A 23,529-nucleotide genomic window follows, 5' to 3' on the forward strand; every position below is an offset into this window, starting at 1 on the left:
GGGGTGACCCGCGCCGATCTCCGCATCGGGGGCCTTCGGCCCCGGGATGTACGGCAGCGCTGAATCCGACACGTGGGACTGATCAGGCATGGGACGAGTCACGGAACGACGCAGGGTGATCCGCATCCGGGACGGGGCGGTCTCCACCCGGCCGGACACCCTCGTGGCCGAGGAGCCCCTGGAGATCCGGCTGAACGGAAAGCCGCTGGCGATCACGATGCGGACGCCCGGTGACGACTTCGCGCTCGCCGCGGGCTTCCTGGTCAGCGAGGGCGTGCTGGGCGCGGCCGAGGAACTGGCGAACATCCTGTACTGCGCGGGCGCCACGGAGGACGGGGTCAACACCTACAACGTGGTGGACGTCAGGACCGCGCCCGGCGTCGTGCTCCCGGACCTCACCCTGGAGCGCAACGTCTATACGACGTCGTCGTGCGGACTGTGCGGCAAGGCCAGCCTGGACGCGGTGCGCACCACCGCCCGCTGGCAGCTGGACACCTCGCCCGACACCCCGGTCCGCATCGAGCCCGCGACGCTCTCCGCCCTCCCCGACCGGCTGCGGTCCGCCCAGCGGGTGTTCGAACGGACCGGGGGGCTGCACGCCGCGGCGCTCTTCACCACGGAGGGGGAGCTGCTGGACGTCCGGGAGGACGTGGGGCGGCACAACGCCGTCGACAAGATCGTCGGACGGGCTCTCCAGCAGGGGCGGCTGCCGCTGTCGTCCGCGGTGCTGATGGTCTCCGGGCGGGCGTCCTTCGAGCTGGCGCAGAAGGCCGTGATGGCGGGCATCCCGGTGCTGGCCGCGGTCTCGGCGCCGTCCTCGCTGGCGGTGGACCTGGCCCAGGAGACCGGGCTGACCCTGGTCGGGTTCCTGCGCGGCACCTCCATGAACGTCTACGCGGGCGAACACCGCCTCACGCCGCACGCGACGGCCACCACGGGCTGAGCCCCCCGGGGCCGGCCGCCCACCCCGCCGCGCCGCTGCCGCCCGGATCACTGTCCCGGCAGCGCGATCCGGGTCAGCAGGGCGATCAGCTGCTCGCGCTCGGCGGGCGTCAGGGCCGCGGTCAGCTCCGCGTTGGCCTCGTCGCCGAGCTGCTGGGTGCGGCGCAGTCGCCGACTGCCGTCGGCGGAGATCTCGACGGCGTTCTTGCGCCGGTCCGTGGGGTCGGGGGCGCGGGTGACCAGCCCGTCCTTCTGCAGGTCGTTGACGATCGCCACCATGTCCTTGGGGTCGATGCCGAGGGTCCGGCCGAGCTCCGCCTGGGAGACCGGGCCGAGGTCGGCGACCGCCGACAGCACGGCGTGGTGCATCATCCGCATGCCCTCGGTGGCCAGGGCGTCGGCGACGAGGCGGTGGCCGCGGGCGGCGGCGCGGCCCAGCAGCCAGCTGGGGAGCGCGCGGATGCGGCTGGGGGCGTACGGGGTGTCGGCCATGGGTCCACCCTAGCGAGGAACCATTGGCTCCCCCAACGAAAGTTCCGAAAAACCATTGGCTTCCCCAACGGTATGGGCTTATCATTGGGGCACCCAATGAAACCGGTCGGCGCTCACCGACCGCTCCCCACGGAGGTGCCGGCCCGTGCGCCGTGTCCGATTCCATGCCTACGGCGGTCCCGAAGTCCTGCGCGTCGAGGAGGCCGCCGAGCCGCCGGTGCCCGGCACCGGTGAACTCCTGGTGCGTACCGAGGCGATCGGGGTCACCCTCCCCTGCGTGCGCCGGACCCGCGGCGACGGCAACGGCGGCGGCGACCCGCTGCCCGCGATGCCCGGCGGGGAGATCGCCGGAACGGTCGTCGCCGTCGGCCCCGAGGTCACCGGCTTCGCCGTCGGTGACCGCGTCACCTCGCTCACCCTCACCGGCTCCTACGCCGAACTCGCCCTGGCCCCCGCCTTCCTGGCCTCTCACATACCGGACGGCGCGAGCGCGGTGGAAGCGGTGGCGCTGGTGCGCAGCGGCCAGGTCGCGCTCGCCGCGCTGAGCACCGCCGCACCGCAGGACGGCGAGTCCGTACTGATCACCGGCGCGGCCAGCGCCACCGGGCATCTCGCCGTCCAACTGGCCAAGCTCCAGGGGGTGCCGCGGGTGGTGGCCGCCGTCGGCTCCGCCGCCAAGGCGGAGTTCCTGTACGGGCTCGGCGCCGACGAGGTGGTGACCTACGACCAGGACTCCTGGGGCGAGCCGGCCGACATCGTGCTGGACGGCGTCGGCGGCGAGCTGCTGCCGCGCGCGCTGGCCGCCACGGCGGAGGGCGGACGGCTGATCTTCTTCAACTCCGGTGGCGGCACGGTCCCGGCGTACGAACTGCTGGCGGGCTCCAAGACCGTCACCGGCCTGACGATGCGCCGGTTCACCACCGTCCACCGGGAGCGCTACGAGCAGCACCGCGCGCAGCTGTGGGAACTGGCCGGAACCGGTCGGCTGCGGGCCGCCGTCCATGCCGAACTCCCGCTGGCGGAGGCCGCGAAGGCACACGAGATCATCGAGGCGCGGGCCAATCTCGGCAAGGTGGTACTGCGGCCGTGACGCCCGCGGGACGCCTGCCGGGCCGGCCGCACCGGCCGTACGTCCCGGCCCCCGGGCACATCCCTCCCACCCGGCCCGTACCGCACACCCGCCGCACCCGGCGCAGTGCCTGCGGGCCGGGAGAGTGAATTCCGGCTGCCGCACGGAGAACCGACGCAGGCTCCTTGTCGCGCTCCGCACGCGGCAGTAGCTTCCGTCAGGGATGCACATAGGACGTTGGATGTCCTGATGACCCGACCGCCGATCCCTCGAAGGGCAGGCCGGACCATGACGTCAGTTCTCCGCGTACACCCCAGCCCCCACGGAAGACCTCACGGGCCCCGGCGCCGCCGCGGGTCCGCGCTGCTCGCCGCGCTCACCGCCGCCGTCCTCACCCTGGTGCCGACCGGCCCCGCACATGCCGTGCCTGACGGGCCGCCGGGCGATCCCGCCGCCACCGCCCCACCCCCCGCCGGCGGCTTCGAGCAGCAGGTCCTCTTCAAAGCCGCCCAGGAGAAGGGCTACTTCTGCTTCCGTATACCGGCCGTCGTCAAGTCCGCGCGCGGCACCCTGCTGGCCTTCGCCGAGGGCCGGCGGCACGACTGCGGCGACTCCGGCGACATCGACCTGGTGGTCAAGCGCTCCACCGACGGCGGCCGCACCTGGGGCCCGCTCCAGGTCGTCAACCACGGCGACGGCGACACCCACGGCAACCCCGCACCCGTCGTCGACCGCCGCACCGGCCGGATCCTCCTCGCCGAGACCTACAACAAGGGCCGCACCGACGGACTCAGCTGCGACGTCCCCTGCGACCGGACCCCGCACCTCCAGTACAGCGACGACGACGGCGCGACCTGGTCCCCGCCCCGGGACCTGACCCCCACCATCCGTCCCCCGCAGTGGAATTCCTGGTACGCCACCGGCCCCGTGCACGGCATCCAGCTCACCCGGGGACGGCACGCCGGCCGGCTGGTCCTCGGCATCAACGCCGAGAGCTACGCGGACAACCGGGTCACCGCCAACCACGCCGCCCTGGTCCACAGCGACGACGGCGGCGCCACCTGGAAGGTCGGCGCGCTGGACACCTGGCCCATCGCCGCTGACGGGACCTTCCGCCAGAAGCCGTCGGAGATGACGCTCCTGGAGCGCTCCGACGGCTCGATCTACGTCAACGGCCGCGAACAGGACGGCACCGACCTGGGCCACCGCACGGTCGCGGTCAGCCGCGACGGCGGCAACTCCTTCGCCGCGCCGTTCCGCGCCGTCCCCGACCTCTACGCACCGATGGTGCAGGGCTCGGCGCTGCGCCTGCCGCATACGTCCGCCGCCGGCGGGCACAGCCGCACCCTGTTCGCCGCGCCCGCCGACCCCGACCGGCGCCGCACCATGACCGTCCGCTCCTCCTGGGACGAGGGCCGCACCTGGGAGGGCGTCGACCGGGGCGCCCGGGTCACCACCGACTGGTCCGGTTACTCCGACCTGGTCGCCGTCTCCCCCGAGGTCACCGGCCTGATGTACGAGGGCGGCGCGGTCGACGCCCGGGACGAGATCCGGTTCGTCCGCTTCACCGAGGAATGGCTCGGCCCGCGCCGCGCCCCGGACCCCACGACCCGTGACCTCGCGCCCGGCGCCCGGCCGGCCCTCGTCCTCGGCGGCGCGAGCCCCACCGACGGCCGGTTCGGCAAGGCGCTCTCCTTCGACGGCAAGGACGACGCGGTACGCCTGCCGTTCCGCGGCTCGCTCCCCCTGGGCAGCCACGACTTCACCTGCAGCCTGTGGTTCCGCTACACCGCCCGGAGCGGGGAGGCGCCGCTGCTGTGGATGGGCGGGGTGGGCACCCGCTCCCCGCAGGTCGCGTTGGAGGGCGACCCGAGGAACAACCGGATCATCGCCCGCCTCACCGCGGTCGACGGCGCCCGGCCCGCCGCCACCGCCCAGGCGGGGACCAACGGCGCGTACAACGACGGGGCATGGCACCACCTCGCGCTGCGACGTACCGGCGGGCGGCTGGAGCTGACCGTGGACGGCGCCGGGACCACCGTGGCCGACGTCCCGGGATCGGTCAGCCGCGGCTCGGTCTTCGGTGTGCACCTCGGCCAACGTCCGGACAGCCGCGCGCAGTTCACCGGGGCGCTCGACGACGTACGGGTCTACCGGCGCGCGCTGACCGACGCGGAGCTGTCCGCGGTACGGGCCGGGGACGCCTCGGTGCGGGCGCCGGTGGTGCTGGCGCTGCCGCTGGACCGGGTGAGCGGGCCGGCCCGGTAGGACGCATCGCCGGCCGCGGCGGGGGCGCCCTCCCGCCGCGGCTCGGCGCGGGCCGCGAACCGCTTCGCCAGGACCGCGCACACCATCAACTGCATCTGGTGGAACAGCATCAGCGGCAGCACCATGAGCCCGGCCTGCGCGCCGAAGAGGACGCTGGCCATGGGGAGCCCGGCGGCCAGGCTCTTCTTGGAGCCGGCGAAGGTGATGGCGATGCGGTCCCCGCGGCGGAACCCGAGCTTCCGCGCCCCGTAGGAGGTGGTCGTCAGCATCACCGCGAGCAGGACCGCCTCCACCCCCAGCAGGCACAGCAGCCGCAGCAGCGACACCTGGTGCCAGATGCCCTGGACCATGCCGGCGCTGAAGGCGGTGTGGACGACGAGCAGGATCGACCCGCGGTCGACGTACCCCAGCACCTTCTTGTTCCGGGTGAGGAAGGGGCCGATCCAGCGCCGCAGCACCTGCCCGGCCAGGAACGGCAGCAGCAGCTGGCAGACGATCGGGACCAGCGAGCCGGCCGAGAAGCCGCTGCCGTCCCCGTGCAGCACGAGCCCGGCCAGCAGCGGGGTGACCACGATGCCGACGATGCTGGAGAACGAGCCGGCGCAGATGGCCGCCGCGACATTGCCGCGGGCGATCGAGGTGAAGGCGATCGAGGACTGGACCGTGGACGGCACCAGGCACAGGAACAGCAGCCCGGTGTAGAGGGTCGGCGGCAGGACGTACGGGACCAGCGCGCGGGCGGCCAGCCCGAGCACCGGGAAGACGGCGAAGGTGCAGGCCAGCACGGTGAGGTGCAGCCTCCAGTGGCGCAGGCCGTCGAGCGCCTCGCGGGTGGAGAGCCGCGCGCCGTAGAGGAAGAAGAGCAGCGCCACGGCGCCGGTGGAGGCGCCGCCGGCGACCGCGGCGGCCGGTCCGCGGACGGGCAGCAGGGCGGCCAGCGCGACGGTCCCCGCGAGCGCGAGGAGGTAACCGTCCACGGGAAGCCAGGAGGGCAGCTTGAACGACGGGCGGTGCATGGTCTCTCTTCGGTCGGCGGGCTCTCGGGCAGTGGCCTGGACGGCGCCCACTCCAGGGTGCCGGGCCCGACGGCGATCGGGAACCCCGCTTACCGTGGTCACTGTCATCATGAATCGCGATGAGCCGGAGGGGTCATGTTCGAGCCCGCGCAGCTGCGCACCTTTCTCGCGGTGGCCCAGACACTGAGCTTCACGCAGGCCGCGCACCGGCTCGGGCTGCGTCAGTCGACGGTCAGCCAGCACGTACGGAAGCTGGAGGAGGCCGCCGGGCGGCGGCTGTTCGCCCGGGACACCCACGGTGTGCAGCTGACCGAGGACGGCGAGGCCATGCTCGGCTTCGCCCGGACGATCCTGGAGGCGAACGAGCGGGCCGCGAGCTTCTTCACGGGCACCCGGCTGCGCGGCCGGCTCCGCTTCGGCGCCTCGGAGGACTTCGTGCTGACCCGGATGCCGGAGGTGCTGGAGGAGTTCCGCCGGGAGCACCCCGAGGTCGATCTGGAGCTGACCGTCGAGCTGTCCGGAACCCTGCACGAACTGCTGGCGGCCGGACGGCTCGATCTCGTCCTTGCCAAACGGCGTCCGGAGGACCCGCGCGGCCGGCTGGTGTGGCGGGACCGGCTGGTGTGGGTGGGCACCGGGCGGCTCCGGCTGGACCCCGAGCGGCCGGTCCCGCTGGTGGTGTACCCGCCGCCGGCGGTGACCCGGGCCCGCGCGCTGGAGGCGCTGGAGAGCCAGGGCCGGCAGTGGCGCATCGCATGCACCAGCGGCAGCCTGAACGGACTGATCGCCGCAACTCGGGCAGGTCTGGGCGTCATGGCACATGCGAAGGGCATGATCCCGCCAGGTCTGGTCCAAGTTCCGGCGCGGGCCGGACTGCCGGAACTGGGCGGGGTGGATTTCGCTCTTCTGCAAGGGGACCGGGACCGCGTGGCGCGGGGCGCGGCGGAGGCGCTGGCCGACGCGATCCTCGCGGGCGGCGACAGACTGCAGCTCCCGTAGCCGCGGGGGGCTTTTCCGGGCGGACCGGCCGGTCGGCACGAGAACCGGTGTCATGTGCAGAGATTTGGTGCAGATATGGTCCCGGCGTCGTGATCGTACGGCGTCGAAGCGGCTGGATCATGTCCGCGCTTCTCCGGAGTAGCCCGTTTTCTCCGGTTGGCCAGTTCACGTGGGGGCGGCTTCGCGCCGTGGTAGCGCCCTGCCGGATGTCGTCCCTGTGGGGTACGGTCGCGGCCTTGTGAGCAACACCACGAGGAGCTGGGTCATTGCGCGAGTTCACCGTCCCGCCTTTGGCGACCGCGCCCCGGGTCGGCGGGCTGGCGGATGCCATCTACGACCACGCCGAAGCCGATCCCGATCGCGTCGCCCTCGCCCGTAAGGACGACGCGGGCAACTGGGAGGACGTCACCGCCGGACAGTTCCGGGACGAGGTCATCGCGCTGGCGAAGGGACTGCTCGCCCAGGGCGTCCGGTTCGGCGACCGGGTCGGCATCATGTCCCGTACCCGCTACGAGTGGACCCTGTTCGACTTCGCGCTCTGGTCGATCGGCGTCCAGTCCGTACCGCTCTATCCGACCTCCTCGGCCGAGCAGGTCTTCTGGATGCTGCACAACGCCGGCGTCTCGGCGTGCCTGGTCGAGCACGAGGACCACGCGATGACCGTCGGCTCGGTCATCGACCGGCTTCCGCAACTGCGCAAGCTGTGGCAGCTGGACGCCGACCCGGTGGCCGAACTGACCGCGGCCGGTGCGCACATCGAGGACGACGTGGTGCACCGGCACCGCATGGCCGTCACCCCGGACGCCACCGCGACGATCATCTACACCTCCGGCACCACCGGCCGCCCCAAGGGCTGTGTGATCACCCACGCCAACTTCATGGCCGAGGCCGACAACATCGTCATGCGCTACGAGACGGTGTTCACCTCCAAGCACAACGACGAGGCGGCGACGCTGCTGTTCCTGCCGCTGGCGCACGTCTTCGGGCGGATGGTGCAGGTCGCCGCGATCCGCGGCCAGGTCAAGCTCGGGCACCAGCCGGAACTCGCCGCCCGGGCGCTGCTGCCCGATCTGCAGACCTTCCGGCCCACCTTCATCCTCGCGGTGCCGTACATCTTCGAGAAGGTCTTCGCCGCGGCACGGCGGAAGGCGGAGGCCGAGGGCAAGCTCGCGGCGTTCGACAAGGCGGTCGACATCGCCGGCCGCTACGCCGAGGCACAGGAGAACAAGGCGTTCGGCCTCGGCTCCGGCCCCGGCGCCTCACTGCGGATGCAGCACCAGCTCTTCGACAAGCTGGTCTACAGCAAGGTCCGTACCGCGATGGGCGGCCGGATGCGGTACGCGATGTCCGGCGGCTCGGCCATGGAGCGCCGGCTCGGGCTGTTCTTCGCCGGCGCCGGCGTGCGGATCTTCGAGGGCTACGGCCTGACGGAGAGCACCGCGGCCGCCACCGCCAACCCGCCCGAGCGGACCCGCTTCGGCACCGTCGGCACCCCCATCCCCGGCACCACGGTGCACATCGCGGAGGACGGCGAGATCTGGCTCTACGGAGGCCAGGTCTTCCAGGGCTACCACAACGACCGCAAGGCGACCGACGCCGTGCTGCACGACGGCTGGTTCTCCACCGGTGACCTGGGGGCCCTGGACGAGGACGGCTATCTGACGATCACCGGCCGCAAGAAGGAAATCCTGGTCACCTCCGGCGGCAAGACGGTCTCGCCGGTGGGCCTGGAGGAGCGGGTGCGGGCGCATCCGCTGGTCGCCCAGTGCATCGTCGTCGGCAACGACCGGCCGTTCATCGCCGCCCTGGTGACGCTGGACCCCGAGGCGGTCGCCCACTGGCTGGCCATGCGCGGCAAGCCGGAGATGCCACCGACGGACCTGGTCCGCGACCCGGATCTGGAGACCGAGATCCGGCGGGCCGTCGTCGCCGCCAACACCCTGGTCTCCCAGGCCGAGTCGATCCGTACGTTCCGGATACTGGCCAACCAGTTCAGCGAGGAGCACGGGCTGCTGACCCCGTCGCTGAAGCTGAAGCGCAAGGCGATCGAGACGGCGTACTCGGTGGAGGTGGACGCGCTGTACCAGGGGTGAGGCGGGGCGGCACCGGCGCGCGCCGCCCGCACGGCCGCCTCCCCCGTACGGCGGAGGCGGATCGCCCCTGGGCCGGACGTCCGGCCCGCCGGCGCCCGCGAGGCTGCGGGACATGGAATCCCGCCGCCGCACGCTGCTCGGCCGCACCGCCGTGCTCGCCTGCGTCCCGTACCTCGCGCTCAAACTCCTCTGGACGCTGGGCTTCGACCTCGGAGTGGTCGACACCCACCGCGTCAGCCGCCCCGTATGGGTGGCGGCCAACGCCTTCACCTTCCTCCTCGACGCCGTCGCCGCGGCGGTGGCCCACACCCTCACCCGGCCGGCCGGTCTGCGCACCCCCGCCTGGCTGCTGGCGTTTCCGCTGTGGATGGCGTCCGGACTGCTGATCCCGCTGCTGACGGGCCTCGTGGGCGGCACCGCCGCCGGGCTGCTCACCGGCGCCGCCAACCCGCTGGCTGCCGGGGACTTCCTCGCGCCCTGGGTGTTCGGCGTCGTCTACGGCGGTTTCCTCGTCGAGGGCGTCACCCTGCTCGGCGCGTTCGTCCTCTATGCGCACCGGCGCTGGGGCGGGCTGCTGCGCGCCCCGCTGGGCGCCCTTCCGGACACCGGGACCCGGGCCCTGCAGCGGATCTTCCTGGTCCCCGCCGCGCTGGTGCTGGCGGCGGCGGGCACGGTGCAGGTCCTGTGGGGCGCGGGCGCGAAAACGGGCAGGGCCGCGGCGGGGACGGCCGCCGGCACCTTCTTCAGCGCCGCGTCGGACTGGTCCCAGGGCCTGCTCTCGCTCGTCGGCGCCGGCGGACTGCTCCTGCTGGTGCTCCCCCGGCTGCGGCCCCGGCTGCGGGTGCGGGTGCCGCTCGCCGCGGCGTGGGTTGGCAGCGCCTCCGCCTTCGCCTGCGGTGGCTGCCTGTGGCTGGGCAACGCGGTGGCCGACGGTCTCTCCCCCGGTGGCGCCGCGCTGTCCGGCGGGCTGCCGGGGCTGGTCGGCGCGCTGGATCTGTGCGCCGGGCTCGTCGTCCTCACGGCCGGGGCGTTCACTCTGTGCGAACTGGCTTCCGGCGGACGCGGGAATGCGGGGCAGCAGATGATCGTTGAACGAGTCGGAACACGAACGTCGACGTAAGGACCGATTCCCCCGTGAGCAAGGTTCCCGCCATCACGCTCAACAACGGCACCGTCATGCCGCAGCTCGGCTTCGGCGTCTGGCAGATCCCCGACGACGAGGCGTTCACCTCCGTCGGACAGGCGCTGGAAACCGGCTACCGCAGCATCGACACCGCGGCGATCTACGGCAACGAAGAGGGCACCGGCAAGGCGCTCGCCGCTTCCGGCATCCCCCGCGAAGAGCTGTTCGTCACGACCAAGCTGTGGAACTCCGAGCAGGGCTACGACGCCACGCTGCGCGCCTTCGACACCTCGCTCGGCAAGCTCGGCCTGGAGTACGTGGACCTCTACCTGATCCACTGGCCGCTGCCGTCGCGGGACAACTACGTCGCGACGTACAAGGCGTTCGAAAAGATCCAGGCCGAGGGTCGCGCCAAGGCGATCGGCGTGTCGAACTTCCAGCCCGCCCACCTGGAGCGGCTGCTGGCCGAGACGTCCGTGGTGCCGGCCGTCAACCAGATCGAGCTGCACCCGCAGTTCCAGCAGGCCGAGTCCCGGGACTTCCACGCCCGGCACGGCATCGCCACCGAAGCCTGGTCGCCGCTGGGCCAGGGCAAGGGCCTCCTGGAGGACCCGACGATCGGCCGGCTCGCCGCCAAGCACGGCAGGACCGCGGCCCAGGTGGTGCTGCGCTGGCACCTCCAGATCGGCAACGTCGTCATCCCGAAGTCCGTCACCCCCTCGCGGATCGCCGAGAACATCGACGTCTTCGGCTTCGAGCTGGACGCCGACGACCTCGCCGCGCTCGCCGGCCTGGACGCCGGCAAGCGCCTCGGCCCGGACCCGGCCACGTTCGACGTGGTCTGACCGGCTGCACGGGCACGGCGCCGTCCGGCGGTACGGACGGCGCCGTGGCGCGGGGCCGGGGCCCGGCCCGAGTGGCGGGCCGGGCCGAGCGCGGCAAATGTGGAGGGTGAGCGCGGTGCGGTCCCCGGGTGCGCCCCGGGGACCGGCGCCTCGCTCTGCCCTGTCCCTCCGTGCCGCCACGGCGCGGGAGGCGCCCCCGTCGAGGAGGCCACGATGCCTGAAGTCACCGCCGCCTATCAGCCCGGGACCCCCTGCTGGGTCGATCTCGCGGCCCCCGACCAGCAAGCCGCCATCGACTTCTACTCCCAGGTCTTCGGATGGACCGGAGAGATCGGGCCGCCCGAGACCGGCGGCTACGCCGTGTGCCTGCTGAACGGCAAGCCGGTGGCCGGCATCATGGCCGCGATGGCGATGGGCGGCCAGCCCCCGCCGCCGACCGTCTGGACCACCTATCTGGCCGCGCACGACGCGGACGCCGCCGCCCAGGCGGTGAGCAGCGCCGGCGGCACGATCCTGATGCCCGTCATGGACGTGATGACGCTCGGCCGGATGTGCATCGCCGGCGACCCCACCGGAGCGGTCTTCGGGATCTGGCAGGCCGTGGACTTCCCCGGCGCCGGCATCGTCAACGAGCCCGGCGCGCTGATCTGGAACGAGCTCAACACCACCGAACCCTCCGCCGGCGCCGCCTTCTACAAAGCCGCCCTCGGTATCGAGAGCGCCCCGATCGAAGGCGCCGACAACTACTACGCGCTCAAGGTGAACGACCGCCCGGTGGGCGGCATGCAGCCGATGTCCGAGCAGATGCCGCCGGACACGCCGTCGCACTGGCTCGCGTACTTCGCCGTGGCGGACACCGACGAGACCGTCGCGAAGGTGACCGCGGCCGGCGGGGCGGCGCTCCAGCAGCCGTTCGACATGATGGCCGGCCGGATGGCCGTGGTGACCGACCCGCAGGGCGCCACCTTCGCCGTCATCAACCCCAAGCCGCTGCAGGGCTGAGTTTCCCGCACGCCCCGTCGCGCCACGGCGCGGCGGGGCGTCCGTCGCGGGCCGGCGCCCCCCACCCGAATGCTGCCGCCGCGGTGGCCATAGGGTCTTGACCTGTGGCTACTCCGGGATGGATGCCGCCGACGGACACCGAGCGGCGGCTGTGCGAAGCGACGGCGCGTGGTGACCGGGACGGACAGGTCGCGGCGATAGCGGGTGAGGACCTGTATCTCGCGGCGCCGCAGCCGGGCCAGGACCCGCTGCCGGTCTACGACGACCCGGTGGTGGGCGGCACCTGCATCCCCGTCCTGACCCGGGGCATGCTGCCGCCCTGGCAGCCGCAGCAGTTCTTCGACCGGGTCTCGCTGGCGGAGCTCGCGGAGGACTGGCCGAACGACCGGTGGCGGCTCGCGGTCAACCCCGGGACGCCGGGCGCCGCGTATCTCGCCGCGTCCCCCGTACAGCGGGCCGGCTGGCAGCGGGCCCGCGCCCAAATGGGCGTGCGCCCCGGTGGACTGCTGGTCACCCACTTCGGCGGCCCGCTGCACGGCACGCTCGCGCAGGGGCTGGCGTGCGGTGCCCCGCTCGCGGTGCACCACAGCGTGCCGTGGAACGAGCTCGGCACCGTCTTCCTCGACCATGCCGCCGACGCCCGGACGCTGCACGAGCAGTGGTCGGTGACCGACCACGCCGGCTGGCAGCAGCGGCTGGACCAGCTGCTCGGCGGGCAGTTCGTGCCGGCCGGCACCGAGGCGGCACTGCGCGCCCGGGCGCGGGAGCGGTCCGCCGGGGAGGACGGCGACGCCACCGCGGCCACCCCTGACCTCCCGGCTCTGGTGACCTCCTACGAGGAGCGGTTCCGCGCGGACGGACTGCTGCCGGCCGACGGCCGGGTGGTCTCGCTGCGCGCACTGGACCTCGCGCACGCCGTGGCGCTCGTCCGCTGGGGCCTGGGCGCCCGCCTGTGCGCGCCGCAGCAGGCCGAACAGGCGGTCGCGCAGGTCGGCGCGCGGGCCCGGGAGACGTACGGCTCGTGGCAGGAGTACGCCGCGGGTTACGCGCTGGGCCGGGTGCTGGCCTTCGACAACGGCTGGTTCGGACCGCAGTACGCGGAGGCCCTGCACCTCCACCGGGTCCTCACCCAGGACCCGTCCTCGCCGTGGCAGGGCCTGCCGTTCGCCTGAGGGCCGGGCCGGTGGCCGGCGCCGCGCACCGGCCACCTGCGTGGCGGCCGGGAGACGGGTCTTCGGTGTAGACGTATGCCCATGGATGTAGCGGTGTGTCTGTTCAGTTCCGACCTCCGGGTCCACGACCAGCCGGTGCTGCGTGCCGCGCTGCGCTCCGCGCGGCGGGTGGTGCCCCTGTTCGTCGTCGACCGGGGCGTCGCCGACGCGGGATTCATGGCTCCCAACCGGGCCGCCTTCCTGGCCGGCTCGCTGGCCGCTCTCGACGCGGGGCTGCGGGAACGCGGCGGCCGGCTGGTCATCCGTACGGGGGATGTGGTCGCCGAGACCCGCCGGCTCGCCGCCGAGGCTGGCGCCGGGGAGGTGCATCTCGCGGCCGGGGTGAGCGGCTACGCGCTGCGCAGGGAGCGGCGGCTGGCCGACGGACTGGCCGAGGACGGGCGGACGCTGGTCGTGCACGACGCGGTGATCACGGCGGTGCCGCCCGGTGCGGTACTGCCCTCCGGGCCGGGACGGGACCACTTCGCGGTGTTCACCCCGTACTTCCGGCGCTGGCAGGCCGAGGGCGTGCGCGCCGTGCTGGCCGCGCCGCGGTCCGTTCCCGTCCCGGACGCGGTGCGTTCCGGCACCCTCCCCTCGGCGCGCGACCTGTGCCCGGACGGCACCCCGTCGCCGGCCCTCCCCGAGGGCGGCGAGCCCGCCGGACGCCGCCGGTTCGGGAACTGGCAGCGCTCCGGGCTGGCCGGCTATCAGGACGGCCAGGACGATCTGGCCGGCGATGCCACCTCGCGGCTGTCGCCGTATCTGCACTTCGGCTGCCTCTCCCCGGTGGAGGTGGTGCACAAGGCGACCGGGCACGGCGGCGCCGGCGCCGAGGCTTTCGTACGGCAGCTGGCCTGGCGGGACTTCCACCACCAGGTGCTGGCCGCCCGCCACGACGCGGCGCACGCGGACTACCGCGCCAGGCACGACCGCTGGCGGTACGACGAGGCCGAGGTGACGGCCTGGAAGGAGGGCCGCACCGGCTACCCGGTGGTCGACGCGGGGATGCGGCAGCTGCTGCACGAGGGCTGGATGCACAACCGGGCCCGGATGCTGGTGGCGAGCTTCCTGACCAAGACGCTGTACGTGGACTGGCGGGTCGGCGCGCGGCACTTCCTGGACCTGCTGGTGGACGGCGATGTGGCGAACAACCAGCTCAACTGGCAGTGGATGGCGGGCACCGGCACCGACACCCGGCCCAACCGGGTACTGAACCCGCTGGTGCAGGCCCGGCGGTTCGACCCGGAGGGTGCCTACGTACGCCGCTGGGTGCCGGAGTTGGCCGGTGTCGAGGGTGCGGCGGTGCACCGGCCCTGGCTGCTGACCGGCCCCGGGCGGGCCGCCGGCGACTATCCGGAACCCGTGGTGGACCTTTCTGAGGGGCTGCTGCGGTTCAAGCGGGCGCGCGGGCAGGAGTAGTCCCGCGGCGGCGGTGGACGTACGTCCGGCCGTCGTCCCGGCCCTCGCCGGGCCCGGAGAGCCACGGCGTCGGGGATGATGCAGGACGTAACCAGGGAGAGGACGGACAGGACATGGGCGACAGCGGTATGCGTCGTGGGATGGACCGGACGCTGCTGGACCGCGCGCTCGGCGCGGCGGGACCGCGGAAACCGCCCGGCCGGCCCACCTGGGCCCAGTGCCGCACCGCGCTGCGCCGTACGCCGCTGTCCGTGTGGCACGACGATGTGACGGACTGGGCCGCCAGCCTGACGTACTACTCGGTGCTGGCGCTGCTGCCGTCGCTGATCGTCACGGTCTCGCTCATCGGCCTCGCCGACCCGTCGGCCACCGAGGAACTGATCAACCAGATCAGCTCGATCGCGCCCGCCGAGTCGGGGCCGACCGTGCACCGGGCGCTGGTGAGCATGGCGCAGCAGCGCACCGCCGCCTGGGTGGTGGTGGGCGGTGCCCTGGTCAGCGCGCTGTGGTCGTCGTGCAGCTACCTGGCGGTGTTCCGCCGGGCGCTGCACGCGATGCACCGTACGAAGGACGACCGGCCGCCGTGGCGGAAGGCGCCGCGCATCCTGGTGACCGCGTTGCTGCTGATGGCGCTGCTGATCAGCAGTGCGGTGGCGCTGCTGGTGAGCGGTCCGATCGCGGCCTGGGCGGGGCGGGTGGTCGGTCTCGGCGATGCGGGCGAGGCGACCTGGAACCTGCTGAAGTGGCCGCTGCTGCTCGTCCTGGCCACGGTCCTCGCCATGGTGCTGTTCCGCTCCGGTCCGCCCAGCTCACGCGGCGTGCGACGGGCCGCCCCCGGCGGGGTGGTCGCCGTCCTGCTGTGGCTGGTGTCGTCCGCCGGGTTCGCCCTCTACGCCTCGTACGTGGGGACCTTCAACCGGCTCTACGGCTCGCTCGCGGGATCCGTGGTGTTCCTGATCTGGCTGTGGTTCTCGCATCTGTCGCTGCTGTCCGGCGCCATGTTCAACGTCGAGCTGGCGCGCGCCGGCCGGGTGGTCAAGCCGCGCTCCGGCGACTGAGAGCGGGTACCCGCCGGCCGCGGGGCCCCGGCGCCGTGCGGCGACGGCGCCTCAGCGGGCGCCGTGGGCCGGGGCGATCTCCTCGATCCGGCGGGCCAGGGCGAAGTCGAGATGCGTGATCCGGCCGCCGATGCTGTGGGTGTTCACCGCGACGCCGAGCCGGTTGTACCCCAGGCTCAGATCGGCGTGGTGGTTCAACTCCTCCTGGATACGGGCGATGTGCACCACCATCACGGCCGCCGGCAGATGCCCGTGGAAGGCGTAGGTGCGCCGCAGCATCCCTTCCTCGGCGGCCCAGCCGGGCAACTCCGCGAGCCGTTCCGCGATCTCCTTCTCGTCGAGCGGTTCCACCTGAGCGTTCATGGCCTCCACCTCTCGCCTGTGCCGTGGACCGGTGAGCCCCGGAGGCGCCTGCCCGGTGCCGTGACCCGTCCCGGTCCCGGGTATCCGCTCGGCGTGCCGCGACCCCACATCTCGATCGTACGTCGCGGCGCGCATCGGTTAACGTCACTGCCATGACGACCGCTGCCGTGTCCGAGCCGGTGACGACCACGGGTGTGGGGGCCCTGTTGCGTGAGTGGCGCGACCGGCGCCGCATCAGCCAGCTGGAACTGGCGCTGCGCGCCGACTCCTCGTCCCGCCACATCAGCTTCATCGAGACCGGGCGCTCCCGCCCCAGCCAGGAGATGGTGCTGCGGCTCGCCGAGCACCTCGACGTCCCCGTACGGGAGCGCAACGCCCTGCTGATCGCGGCGGGCTACGCCCCCACCTTCCCCGAGACACCCCTGGACGACCCCGCGATGGACGCCCTGCGCTCCGGCATGGAACGGCTGCTGACCGGCTACGAGCCGTTCCCCGCGCTCGTCGTGGACGGCATGTACCACGTACAGGCGGCGAACCGCGGCATCACCATGCTGCTGGAGGGCATCGACCCGGCCCTGCTGCGGCCCCCGCTGAACGCCATGCGGATCACCATGCACCCGGGCGGGCTCGCGCCCCGCATCCGCAACTACCCGGAGTGGCGCGCCCATCTCCTCGCGCAGATGGACCGCCAACTGGCCCTCATGCGCTCGGCGCCGCTGCGCGCGCTCTACGACGAGGTGAGCGGCTACCCGCTGCCGCCGGGCAGCGGCGAGCAGACCACCGGGTCAGCGCATGTCCCGTTCGCCCTCCCCATGGTGATCGAACACGGCGGCACGGTGCTCTCCTTCATCTCCACCATCGCCACCTTCAACACCCCCATGGACGTGACCGTCTCCGAACTGGCCCTGGAGACCTTCCTCCCCGCCGACCCGGAAACGGCCGCCTACCTCCAGCAACGGCTCCGCTAGCGGCCCGAGTTGCCCCGCAGGGCCCGATGGCGGGCCTCTCCCGGCTCAGGAGAGGCCCGCCGCTCCGGCTATCCGGCGGCCGGCACCCGGTCGAGAAACCCGGACACGGACCGGATCCGCCCGTCCTCGCCCAGCCGCGCCACGTCGAACCCGGCGACCGGCGCCGACCCGTCGGCCGCGCTGACCAGTTCCCAGCCGAACCGCACCACGTCGTGGTGCCCGTCCACGTCCCCCAGCTGCCGGAACGCGAACCCGGGGAACTGCTGCTGGGCACCGGCGATCACGGCCGCCAGCCCCTCGTGCCCCGCGACATCCACCAGCGGGTCGGTGTAGGTGGCTCCCTCGTCGAACGCCACCGCTACGGCCTTCGCGATCGCCTCGTCCGTCCCCGCGTTCCACGCCGCGAAGTACCGCTCCACCGCCGCCACATACCGCTCGTCCTGTCCCATGACCCGCTCCTTCTCTTCCACATCTCCGTCAACGAAACGCCTGGCACTGACCGGCCCACGGGGCGGAGTGCGCCGCCCCGTGAACCGCTGCCCTCAGCCTGCCGGGCAACGGCGCGGAGTGCGATTACGCCACAGGTAATGACGGAGTGGCCGCCCATGGATGCTTTCTGATGGCCTGTCAGTCGCCTCGGCAGCCTTGGGTCACGCCGGCTCGGCCGTGCCGGCCTCCTCGCGGCCGGCGCGCAGGACGTCGAGGACCACGGAGCCGGCGACGGTTTCGTGGGTGACCAGTCGCTCCGCGAGGGCCTCCAGTGCCGTGCGGTGTGCGCGCAGCAGGGCCACGGCACGTTTCTCGGCCTGCCGGACGAGGCGGGCGGTTTCCTCGTCGACCACGCGCTGGGTGTGCTCGGAGTACGGCCGCTGCAGGGCCGCCTCGGGGACCTCTTGGCCGAGGCGCCGCGGGGCGCCCTCGGCGTAGCCGACCGGGCCGAGGGCGGGGGACAGGCCGAAATCGCGGACCATGCGGCCGGCGATCTGGGTGGCACCGGCCAGGTCGTCGGCGGCGCCGGTCGAGCCCTCGCCGAAGGCGACGAGTTCGGCGGCCCGGCCGCCGAGCCGGACGGTCAGCAGGTCGTTCAGATAGCCCTCGCTGTAGAGGTGGCGTTCGGCCTCGGGGAGCTGCTCGGTGGCGCCGAGGGCCGGCCCGGAGGGCAGGATGGTCACCTTCGCGACCGGGTCGGCGTGCTCGCACAGAGCCGCGACGAGGGCATGTCCGGCCTCGTGCACGGCGACCGCGTGGCGTTCCTCCGGGAGCAGGGCGTTGGAGGTCTCCCGCCGGCCGAGCAGGACCCGGTCGCGGGCGGTGTCCAGGTCCTGGGCGGAAATGACGGTGCCGCCCGCACGGACCGCGTTGATGGCTGCCTCGTTGACGAGGTTCGCGAGGTCGGCGCCGGAGAAGCCGGGGGTGGCCCGCGCGGTGACGTCCCAGTCGACGTCGGGTGCGAGCGTCTTGCCGTGGGCGTGGACGGTGAGGATCGCCGCCCGCTCGGCCTGGTTGGGCAGCGGGACGGTCACATGCCGGTCGAAGCGTCCGGGTCTCAGGAGCGCGGTGTCGAGGGCCTCGGGCCGGTTGGTCGCGGCGAGCACCACGATGCCGCTGCCCTGGTCGAAGCCGTCCATCTCGGCCAGGAGTTGGTTGAGGGTCTGCTCACGCTCGTCGTTGCCTCCCAGGCGGGCCCCTCCTCGGCGACTGCCGACGGCGTCGATCTCGTCGATGAAGACGATCGACGGGGCACGCTTGCGTGCGTCGGCGAAGAGGTCGCGGACCCGGGAGGCGCCGACCCCGACGAACATCTCCACGAACGCCGACCCGGTCACGGACAGGAACGGGACCTCGGCCTCGCCGGCGACGGCACGGGCGAGCAACGTCTTGCCGGTGCCCGGAGGTCCGACCATGAGCACCCCGCGGGGCCCCTTGGCGCCGGCCACCGCGTACCGCTCGGGGTGCCGCAGGAAGTCGACGACCTCGCTGATCTCCTGTTTGACGCCCTCGTACCCGGCCACGTCGGCGAAGCAGGTGGTCGGCCGCTCGGTCTCGATGATCTTGGCCCGGGACCGTCCGATACCGCTCAGTCCCCCGGACAGCGAACGGGCCGCCTGTCGTCCGGTCCACAGGAACAGCGCCCCCAGGAGCACCAGCGGCAGGAGGAATGCCAGCAGCGTCCCCAGCCCGCTGCCACCGCTGGCGGAGGCGGTGATGTCCACCTTCTCGGACCGCAGCTGTCGTTCGAGGCTGCTGTTGTCCAGCGCGGTGGGGAGCTGGGTGGTGAACTTCCGTCCGTCCTTCAGGGTTCCGTCGACGGACCCCTTCTCGTTGATGTCGACCGTTTTGACCTGGCCCGCGTCCACCTTGCCGAGGAAGTGGCTGTACGACAACGACGTCCCCGACGAGGACTGCAAGCGCATCAGCAGGACGAGGAACATGACCACCAGGGCGATGGGGAGCAGCCACGGCCGCCAGGTGGGGGCCCGGGGCGAGGTCGGGGGCTGGGGCGGTTCTCGTGGTGGCCCCGGTTTGGCCGACCGCGTCGGATGCCGGCCCGGCAGGCGGACTCGTGTGATCATCGCTGGCTCCTCGGTGCAGGCATCCCTCCACGAGGCTGTTTCCGCGAGGACGGGCGGCGCGGGCCGCGGCGGCGCCTTTCCTCCACGGTCAACGCTATTCCCGCGCCCGGCAGCACGAAAGCGCCGGCACGTCCCGCGCCCCGCGCACGTCGCGGCCGTGTGCCGGGCTCCCGGGGGACGTACGGTGCCGGCGCGGACCGGGCCGGGTGGCCTGCGGTCACTCGCCGTGGTACAGCCTGTCGACATCGATCAGGAGGACCTCGCCCCTCGCCTCGGCGGCCCGTAGTTCCGGACCGAAGCCGAGCCCGCTGTAACACGCCGGCACGGCCTCGCTGACGTCTACGCCGGAGGCACCGAGGGCGGACAGCGTCTGGCGCAGCCGTTCCAGGTGGGGGGTGTCCATCGTCTCGTTCCAGCGGGTGAGGCCGACCGAGAGCAGGACGCCGGGCCGGCCCTCGACGATCCCTCGCACCGCCACGTCGACATCGAGCCGGGGGTGCCCCGTGGGGCCGGAGACGGCGCCGCGCACGGCCGTTTCGGGCTCCCCTCCGAAGGTGTCGGGGCCGGCGTGTGCGGTGGCCCAGTCCCGGCAGAGCTGGGCGAAGCGGGGCGCGGCCACGGCGGAGTCGAACGTGGCGCGGGCGCGTCGCCACACGTCGGTGGCGTCCTCCTGCTCCATCGCGGCGCGATGCGGCCAGGCAACGGCGTGCTCGAAGGCCAGCAGCGGCTCGGCGATGCGGTAGCGCGTCAGTGCGGGCCGGAACGCGTCCGGCTCCGCGTGCAACAGCCCACGGTTCCGCAGCACGGCCAGGACGTGGGACACGTCGGTCAGCTGGGCGCCGATGCGTTCGGCGATCGCGCCGGGTGTGGAGCCGCCGGCCGCGATCGCGACCAGCGCGGAGTGTGCCAGCGCCCGGTCCGCGTGATTCTCCTGCTCCAGCAGGGTGCGCGCCTCCCAGTACAGGGGGACGCGGGGGTTGAGGACCGTTCTGCACACCCACGCGTCGAAGTCCTGGGGGCCGGTGGGGGCGTCGTCACACACCAGGTCGCCCCGATAGGCGGGAGTGCCGCCCACGACGGCATGCACCTGCACGGCGAGACGTGGGGACCGGATGCCCCAGAACTCCGCCGCCTTGCGGAAGTCGAAGGGCTGCACCAGGAGTTCCAGCGAGGCGAGCTGGTGCAGGGACGACGGGCCGGAGAAGAGCCTGCGCATGAGGGAGGGCGTGCCGCCGCTGAGGATCAGCCGGGCCCGGTTGTGCCGACGCCCCTGTCGCAGACGGCGGTAGGCGCCGTGAATGACGGACGGCAGCGTCGGGCTCGGGCCCACCAGGTCAGGGAAGTTGTCGATGATCACGGCAGCCGGACGCTGGTCCCCCAGCGCCAGCAACGCGTCCACGGCGTCCTCCCAGCGCTGCCAGCGCGGTGGACGCGCCGCGCGGGTGTACGCCCCGAAGCGCTCGGCGAGGCGGTGCAGGGTCTCCGCCTCCGCTGCGGCGTGCCCGTCGAAATAGAAGCCGTCGGAGGCCCCGGCCACGGCTTCCAGCAGAAGGGTCTTGCCCTGTCGCCGCTGCCCCGAGACCAGGCCGAGGGTGGCCCCGGGGCGCGGATCGCCCACAAAGGACACCAGGTCGGCCCACTCCGCCTCCCGGTCGAATATCCGGTCGGGCTTCGCCGGACGGGCAGCGGCATCCGATGGCGACACGGACCGCTCCCCTCGTTCGGCGACCGACGACGTCGTGGCCCCTCCAGTAGATCTCCGACGCCCCGGCCGCGCCCTGCCTGCTGGTCCGTCCGGGCTACCCGCCGGGCGCCCGCGGGCCGCCCCGGCAGCGCACCCGACCGGCGGACGACCTCGTCGCGCTCCTGGGTGCCGGCAGAATCGACCGCGCTTACTCTCGGGACTGGAGGCGGCACCGTGGAAGAGACAGTGGTGAACCACCCGACGAAGTCCTCCGTCCGACGGGCCAGACCGGCGCTCCTGACCTTCCTCGGCGGCGTGGGCACCGTCACCGGAAGCAAGTTCCTGGTCGAGAGCGACCACGCCCGGGTCCTCATCGACTGCGGGCTCTTCCAGGGCCCCGCCGATCTGCGACGCCGCAACTGGCGACCGCTGCCCTGCGACGCCGCGGACCTCCACGCCGTCGTGGTGACCCACGCCCACCTGGACCACTGCGGCTATCTGCCGCGGCTCGTCCGCCAGGGTTTCCGCGGCCCCGTCCTGACCAGTTCCTACACGGCCCGGCTCGCGGAAATCGTGCTGCGGGACAGCGCGCGCCTCCAGATGGAGCAGGCACAGCACGCCAATGAGCGGGGCTGGTCCAAGCACCGTCCCGCCGAGCCGCTGTACGACGACGCAGATGTCGACCACACGTTGCGGTACTTCGATCCGGTGCCGATCGACAGTGAGATCGAGATCATCGCCGGCACCGTCCTGACGCTGCGCGGCGCCGGCCACATCCTGGGATCGGCGTGGGCCGACCTCATCCTGGAGGACGGGCACACGCTGGCCGTCAGCGGCGACCTCGGCCGTCCCGGACACCCGCTGCTCCGCCCCGCCGAGCAGTTCTCCGGTGCGGACGTGCTGCTCATGGAATCGACGTACGGCAACCGCCGGCACGACGACGAAGCGGGACGGGCGCGATTCACCGGCGTACTGACCCGCACGCTCGCCCGCGGCGGCACCGTGGTCATTCCCGCCTTCGCGCTCGACCGCACCGAGGTGGTCCTGCACGAGCTCGCCGGACTGCGCGACGACGGGACGCTGCCCCCGTCGGTGCCCGTGTACGTGGACAGCCCCATGGCTCTGGCCACCTTGAACGTCTATCTGGACGCGATCCGGGCGCGGTCACGCGAGCTGCGCCCGGAAGCCCTCGCACACGGTCCCTCCGTCCTCAGCCCCGAACCCTTCCTCGCCGCCCGCACGGTCCAGGAATCCATCGACATCAACCACGCGCCGGGCCCCGCCGTGATCGTCTCGTCGGCGGGCATGGCGACCGGCGGACGCGTCCTGCACCATCTGCGGCGGCTGCTCCCCGACCCCCGCAACGCCGTCGTGATCGTCGGCTTCGCCGCCGAGGGCACCCGGGCCCGGGACCTGGTCGACGGCGCCCGCACGCTGAAGATGTTCGGTGAGTACGTGCCCGTACGCGCCGAGGTGGCGGATGTCCCGCACTTCTCGGCACACGCCGACGCCGGGCAGCTCCTGGAATGGCTGCGCGGTGCGCCGGCACCGCAGACGACCTACCTGGTGCACGGTGAGCCGGACGCCGCCTCGGCGCTGCGCGACCGCATCGACCGGCAGTTGGGCTGGACGACGGTCGTTCCCCGGTCCGGCGAGGCGGTCCTGGTCCGATGAGGCGCCGCACCCGCCCCGCGGGTGCGCGGGCGGGCGAACGCCCCGGTCCGGTGCCGCTCGCCCGGGGATGACGTTGCGTGACTCGTCCGGCGGCATAGCCTTGGGGGTATTGCCTCGCTTGCCCCGGTTTCGTGCCGCTGGGCGGCATCCGGCGGTGACTGCGGCAACCCGCGCCACCCGTGTCGAGGGGCGGCCGGTGAGCAAACACCGACGAGAGGACACGCCATGAGCAACCCGAGCCCCGACGAGAACGCCCCTCCGACCGGGGCGGCGGCCGCCGGGTCGGCGGACGCCGCGGACACCCAGGCGGCCCTGATCGAGCTCGCGAACAGTGTGGCGCTGCTGCCGCAGACCCCGCCGGCGGAGGGCGAGGAAGAGCGCCCCGAGGGCTCCATCGCCCTGCCGGTGATCGAACAGGACGGCAATCGGTACATCCCCGTCTTCACGACCGATGAGGCGCTGTTGGCGGCCGGCGGGGACCCTGCCACCGCGCTGCGCATCCCGGTCATCGAGCTGGCCGCGAACTGGCCGGCGGACGACCTGTGGCTGGCGGTCGACCCGTCCGCCGAAGAGGGCCTCGCGCTGCCCGCTGACCTGGTGCGGGCGCTACCCGTGCTGAGCCGGAGCGGCGGCGGGTTCGGGGCTCAGGACCAGGTCGGCGGTGACGGGGACACACCCCTGCTCTGAGGGCCCGCCCGGGTCGGCCGCCGTTCCCCCGGGAGGCTGG

At 73.1% G+C, this 23,529-nt stretch carries 20 protein-coding genes; 14 read left to right on the forward strand and 6 right to left on the reverse strand.

What is annotated here, in order from left to right:
* Positions 1 to 88 precede the first annotated feature (88 nt).
* A complete protein-coding gene (fdhD, locus tag SL103_RS24045) occupies positions 89 to 943 on the forward strand; it encodes a formate dehydrogenase accessory sulfurtransferase FdhD (RefSeq protein ID WP_069571024.1) in 855 nt (284 codons plus the stop codon).
* A 47-nt stretch (positions 944 to 990) separates the two neighbouring features.
* On the opposite strand, the gene SL103_RS24050 is transcribed toward fdhD, so the two are convergent.
* Positions 991 to 1,434, reverse strand: coding sequence for a MarR family winged helix-turn-helix transcriptional regulator (locus SL103_RS24050; protein WP_069571025.1), 444 nt, complete (start codon positions 1,432 to 1,434; stop codon positions 991 to 993).
* A 145-nt stretch (positions 1,435 to 1,579) separates the two neighbouring features.
* On the opposite strand from SL103_RS24050, the gene SL103_RS24055 reads away from it, so the two are divergent.
* Both SL103_RS24055 and SL103_RS24060 read left to right on the forward strand, forming a co-directional pair.
* On the forward strand, positions 1,580 to 2,524 hold the full coding sequence (locus tag SL103_RS24055; protein WP_069571026.1) for a quinone oxidoreductase family protein: 945 nt from the start codon (positions 1,580 to 1,582) through the stop codon (positions 2,522 to 2,524).
* A gap of 267 nt (positions 2,525 to 2,791) precedes the next feature.
* Positions 2,792 to 4,771: a sialidase family protein gene (locus SL103_RS24060; protein WP_069571027.1), complete on the forward strand. Its 1,980-nt coding sequence runs from the start codon at positions 2,792 to 2,794 to the stop codon at positions 4,769 to 4,771.
* On the opposite strand, the gene SL103_RS24065 is transcribed toward SL103_RS24060, so the two are convergent.
* Complete coding sequence (locus SL103_RS24065) at positions 4,654 to 5,787, reverse strand: bile acid:sodium symporter family protein (protein ID WP_099055450.1); 1,134 nt, start codon at positions 5,785 to 5,787, stop codon at positions 4,654 to 4,656. The genes SL103_RS24060 and SL103_RS24065 overlap by 118 nt on opposite strands.
* A gap of 135 nt (positions 5,788 to 5,922) precedes the next feature.
* Between SL103_RS24065 and SL103_RS24070 the strand changes: the two genes are divergently transcribed.
* The 8 genes from SL103_RS24070 to SL103_RS24105 all read left to right on the forward strand — a co-directional run bounded on the left by SL103_RS24070 (position 5,923) and on the right by SL103_RS24105 (position 15,540).
* Entirely contained in the window at positions 5,923 to 6,786 is an 864-nt protein-coding gene (locus tag SL103_RS24070) for a LysR family transcriptional regulator (protein ID WP_069571028.1), read from the forward strand.
* Between the two features lie 266 nt (positions 6,787 to 7,052).
* Positions 7,053 to 8,879 carry an AMP-dependent synthetase/ligase gene (locus tag SL103_RS24075; protein WP_079145944.1) on the forward strand — a complete coding sequence of 609 codons (1,827 nt, stop codon included), beginning with the start codon at positions 7,053 to 7,055 and terminating at the stop codon, positions 8,877 to 8,879.
* Positions 8,880 to 8,991: 112 nt separating this feature from the next.
* Entirely contained in the window at positions 8,992 to 9,999 is a 1,008-nt protein-coding gene (locus tag SL103_RS24080; protein WP_208869941.1) for a hypothetical protein, read from the forward strand.
* 14 nt (positions 10,000 to 10,013) lie between these two features.
* Positions 10,014 to 10,847, forward strand: a complete 834-nt coding sequence (locus SL103_RS24085) for an aldo/keto reductase (RefSeq protein ID WP_069571030.1) — start codon at positions 10,014 to 10,016, stop codon at positions 10,845 to 10,847.
* A gap of 213 nt (positions 10,848 to 11,060) precedes the next feature.
* Positions 11,061 to 11,849, forward strand: coding sequence for a VOC family protein (locus tag SL103_RS24090; protein WP_069571031.1), 789 nt, complete (start codon positions 11,061 to 11,063; stop codon positions 11,847 to 11,849).
* A 104-nt stretch (positions 11,850 to 11,953) separates the two neighbouring features.
* Entirely contained in the window at positions 11,954 to 13,021 is a 1,068-nt protein-coding gene (locus tag SL103_RS24095) for a DUF1266 domain-containing protein (protein WP_244304021.1), read from the forward strand.
* A gap of 81 nt (positions 13,022 to 13,102) precedes the next feature.
* Positions 13,103 to 14,482 (forward strand): cryptochrome/photolyase family protein, encoded by a 1,380-nt coding sequence (locus SL103_RS24100; protein ID WP_069571033.1) that lies wholly within the window; start codon positions 13,103 to 13,105, stop codon positions 14,480 to 14,482.
* 113 nt (positions 14,483 to 14,595) lie between these two features.
* A complete protein-coding gene (locus tag SL103_RS24105; protein ID WP_069571034.1) occupies positions 14,596 to 15,540 on the forward strand; it encodes a YihY/virulence factor BrkB family protein in 945 nt (314 codons plus the stop codon).
* Positions 15,541 to 15,591: 51 nt separating this feature from the next.
* Here SL103_RS24105 and SL103_RS24110 read toward each other — a convergent pair whose 3' ends face one another.
* Complete coding sequence (locus tag SL103_RS24110) at positions 15,592 to 15,903, reverse strand: 4a-hydroxytetrahydrobiopterin dehydratase (protein WP_069571035.1); 312 nt, start codon at positions 15,901 to 15,903, stop codon at positions 15,592 to 15,594.
* 152 nt (positions 15,904 to 16,055) lie between these two features.
* On the opposite strand from SL103_RS24110, the gene SL103_RS24115 reads away from it, so the two are divergent.
* Positions 16,056 to 16,871 carry a helix-turn-helix domain-containing protein gene (locus SL103_RS24115; RefSeq protein WP_069571036.1) on the forward strand — a complete coding sequence of 272 codons (816 nt, stop codon included), beginning with the start codon at positions 16,056 to 16,058 and terminating at the stop codon, positions 16,869 to 16,871.
* 68 nt (positions 16,872 to 16,939) lie between these two features.
* Here SL103_RS24115 and SL103_RS24120 read toward each other — a convergent pair whose 3' ends face one another.
* From SL103_RS24120 to SL103_RS24130, 3 genes are all read right to left on the reverse strand, one after another.
* A complete protein-coding gene (locus SL103_RS24120) occupies positions 16,940 to 17,320 on the reverse strand; it encodes a nuclear transport factor 2 family protein (RefSeq protein WP_069571037.1) in 381 nt (126 codons plus the stop codon).
* 201 nt (positions 17,321 to 17,521) lie between these two features.
* The gene (gene ftsH, locus SL103_RS24125; protein WP_079145945.1) at positions 17,522 to 19,444 is read right to left on the reverse strand and encodes an ATP-dependent zinc metalloprotease FtsH; all 1,923 of its coding nucleotides are present in this window, start codon (positions 19,442 to 19,444) and stop codon (positions 17,522 to 17,524) included.
* Between the two features lie 217 nt (positions 19,445 to 19,661).
* Positions 19,662 to 21,149, reverse strand: a complete 1,488-nt coding sequence (locus SL103_RS24130) for an AAA family ATPase (RefSeq protein ID WP_069571039.1) — start codon at positions 21,147 to 21,149, stop codon at positions 19,662 to 19,664.
* 213 nt (positions 21,150 to 21,362) lie between these two features.
* On the opposite strand from SL103_RS24130, the gene SL103_RS24135 reads away from it, so the two are divergent.
* Both SL103_RS24135 and SL103_RS24140 read left to right on the forward strand, forming a co-directional pair.
* Positions 21,363 to 22,802 carry an MBL fold metallo-hydrolase RNA specificity domain-containing protein gene (locus tag SL103_RS24135; protein ID WP_244304022.1) on the forward strand — a complete coding sequence of 480 codons (1,440 nt, stop codon included), beginning with the start codon at positions 21,363 to 21,365 and terminating at the stop codon, positions 22,800 to 22,802.
* 225 nt (positions 22,803 to 23,027) lie between these two features.
* Positions 23,028 to 23,489 carry an SseB family protein gene (locus tag SL103_RS24140; protein ID WP_069571041.1) on the forward strand — a complete coding sequence of 154 codons (462 nt, stop codon included), beginning with the start codon at positions 23,028 to 23,030 and terminating at the stop codon, positions 23,487 to 23,489.
* The last annotated feature ends 40 nt before the right edge of the window (positions 23,490 to 23,529 follow it).

The organism is Streptomyces lydicus, assembly GCF_001729485.1.
Classification (GTDB): Bacteria; Actinomycetota; Actinomycetes; order Streptomycetales; family Streptomycetaceae; genus Streptomyces; species Streptomyces lydicus_D.

Bases quoted from the DNA above. Each gene is read 5' to 3' on its own strand.
- SL103_RS24100 (WP_069571033.1), top strand. From the start codon at position 13,103: ATGGATGTAGCGGTGTGTCTGTTCAGTTCCGACCTCCGGGTCCACGAC.
- SL103_RS24050 (WP_069571025.1), bottom strand. From the start codon at position 1,434: ATGGCCGACACCCCGTACGCCCCCAGCCGCATCCGCGCGCTCCCCAGC.
- SL103_RS24115 (WP_069571036.1), top strand. From the start codon at position 16,056: ATGACGACCGCTGCCGTGTCCGAGCCGGTGACGACCACGGGTGTGGGG.
- SL103_RS24105 (WP_069571034.1), top strand. From the start codon at position 14,596: ATGGGCGACAGCGGTATGCGTCGTGGGATGGACCGGACGCTGCTGGAC.
- SL103_RS24120 (WP_069571037.1), bottom strand. From the start codon at position 17,320: ATGGGACAGGACGAGCGGTATGTGGCGGCGGTGGAGCGGTACTTCGCG.
- SL103_RS24060 (WP_069571027.1), top strand. From the start codon at position 2,792: ATGACGTCAGTTCTCCGCGTACACCCCAGCCCCCACGGAAGACCTCAC.
- fdhD (WP_069571024.1), top strand. From the start codon at position 89: ATGGGACGAGTCACGGAACGACGCAGGGTGATCCGCATCCGGGACGGG.
- SL103_RS24065 (WP_099055450.1), bottom strand. From the start codon at position 5,787: ATGCACCGCCCGTCGTTCAAGCTGCCCTCCTGGCTTCCCGTGGACGGT.
- ftsH (WP_079145945.1), bottom strand. From the start codon at position 19,444: ATGATCACACGAGTCCGCCTGCCGGGCCGGCATCCGACGCGGTCGGCC.
- SL103_RS24110 (WP_069571035.1), bottom strand. From the start codon at position 15,903: ATGAACGCTCAGGTGGAACCGCTCGACGAGAAGGAGATCGCGGAACGG.
- SL103_RS24070 (WP_069571028.1), top strand. From the start codon at position 5,923: ATGTTCGAGCCCGCGCAGCTGCGCACCTTTCTCGCGGTGGCCCAGACA.
- SL103_RS24090 (WP_069571031.1), top strand. From the start codon at position 11,061: ATGCCTGAAGTCACCGCCGCCTATCAGCCCGGGACCCCCTGCTGGGTC.
- SL103_RS24140 (WP_069571041.1), top strand. From the start codon at position 23,028: ATGAGCAACCCGAGCCCCGACGAGAACGCCCCTCCGACCGGGGCGGCG.
- SL103_RS24080 (WP_208869941.1), top strand. From the start codon at position 8,992: ATGGAATCCCGCCGCCGCACGCTGCTCGGCCGCACCGCCGTGCTCGCC.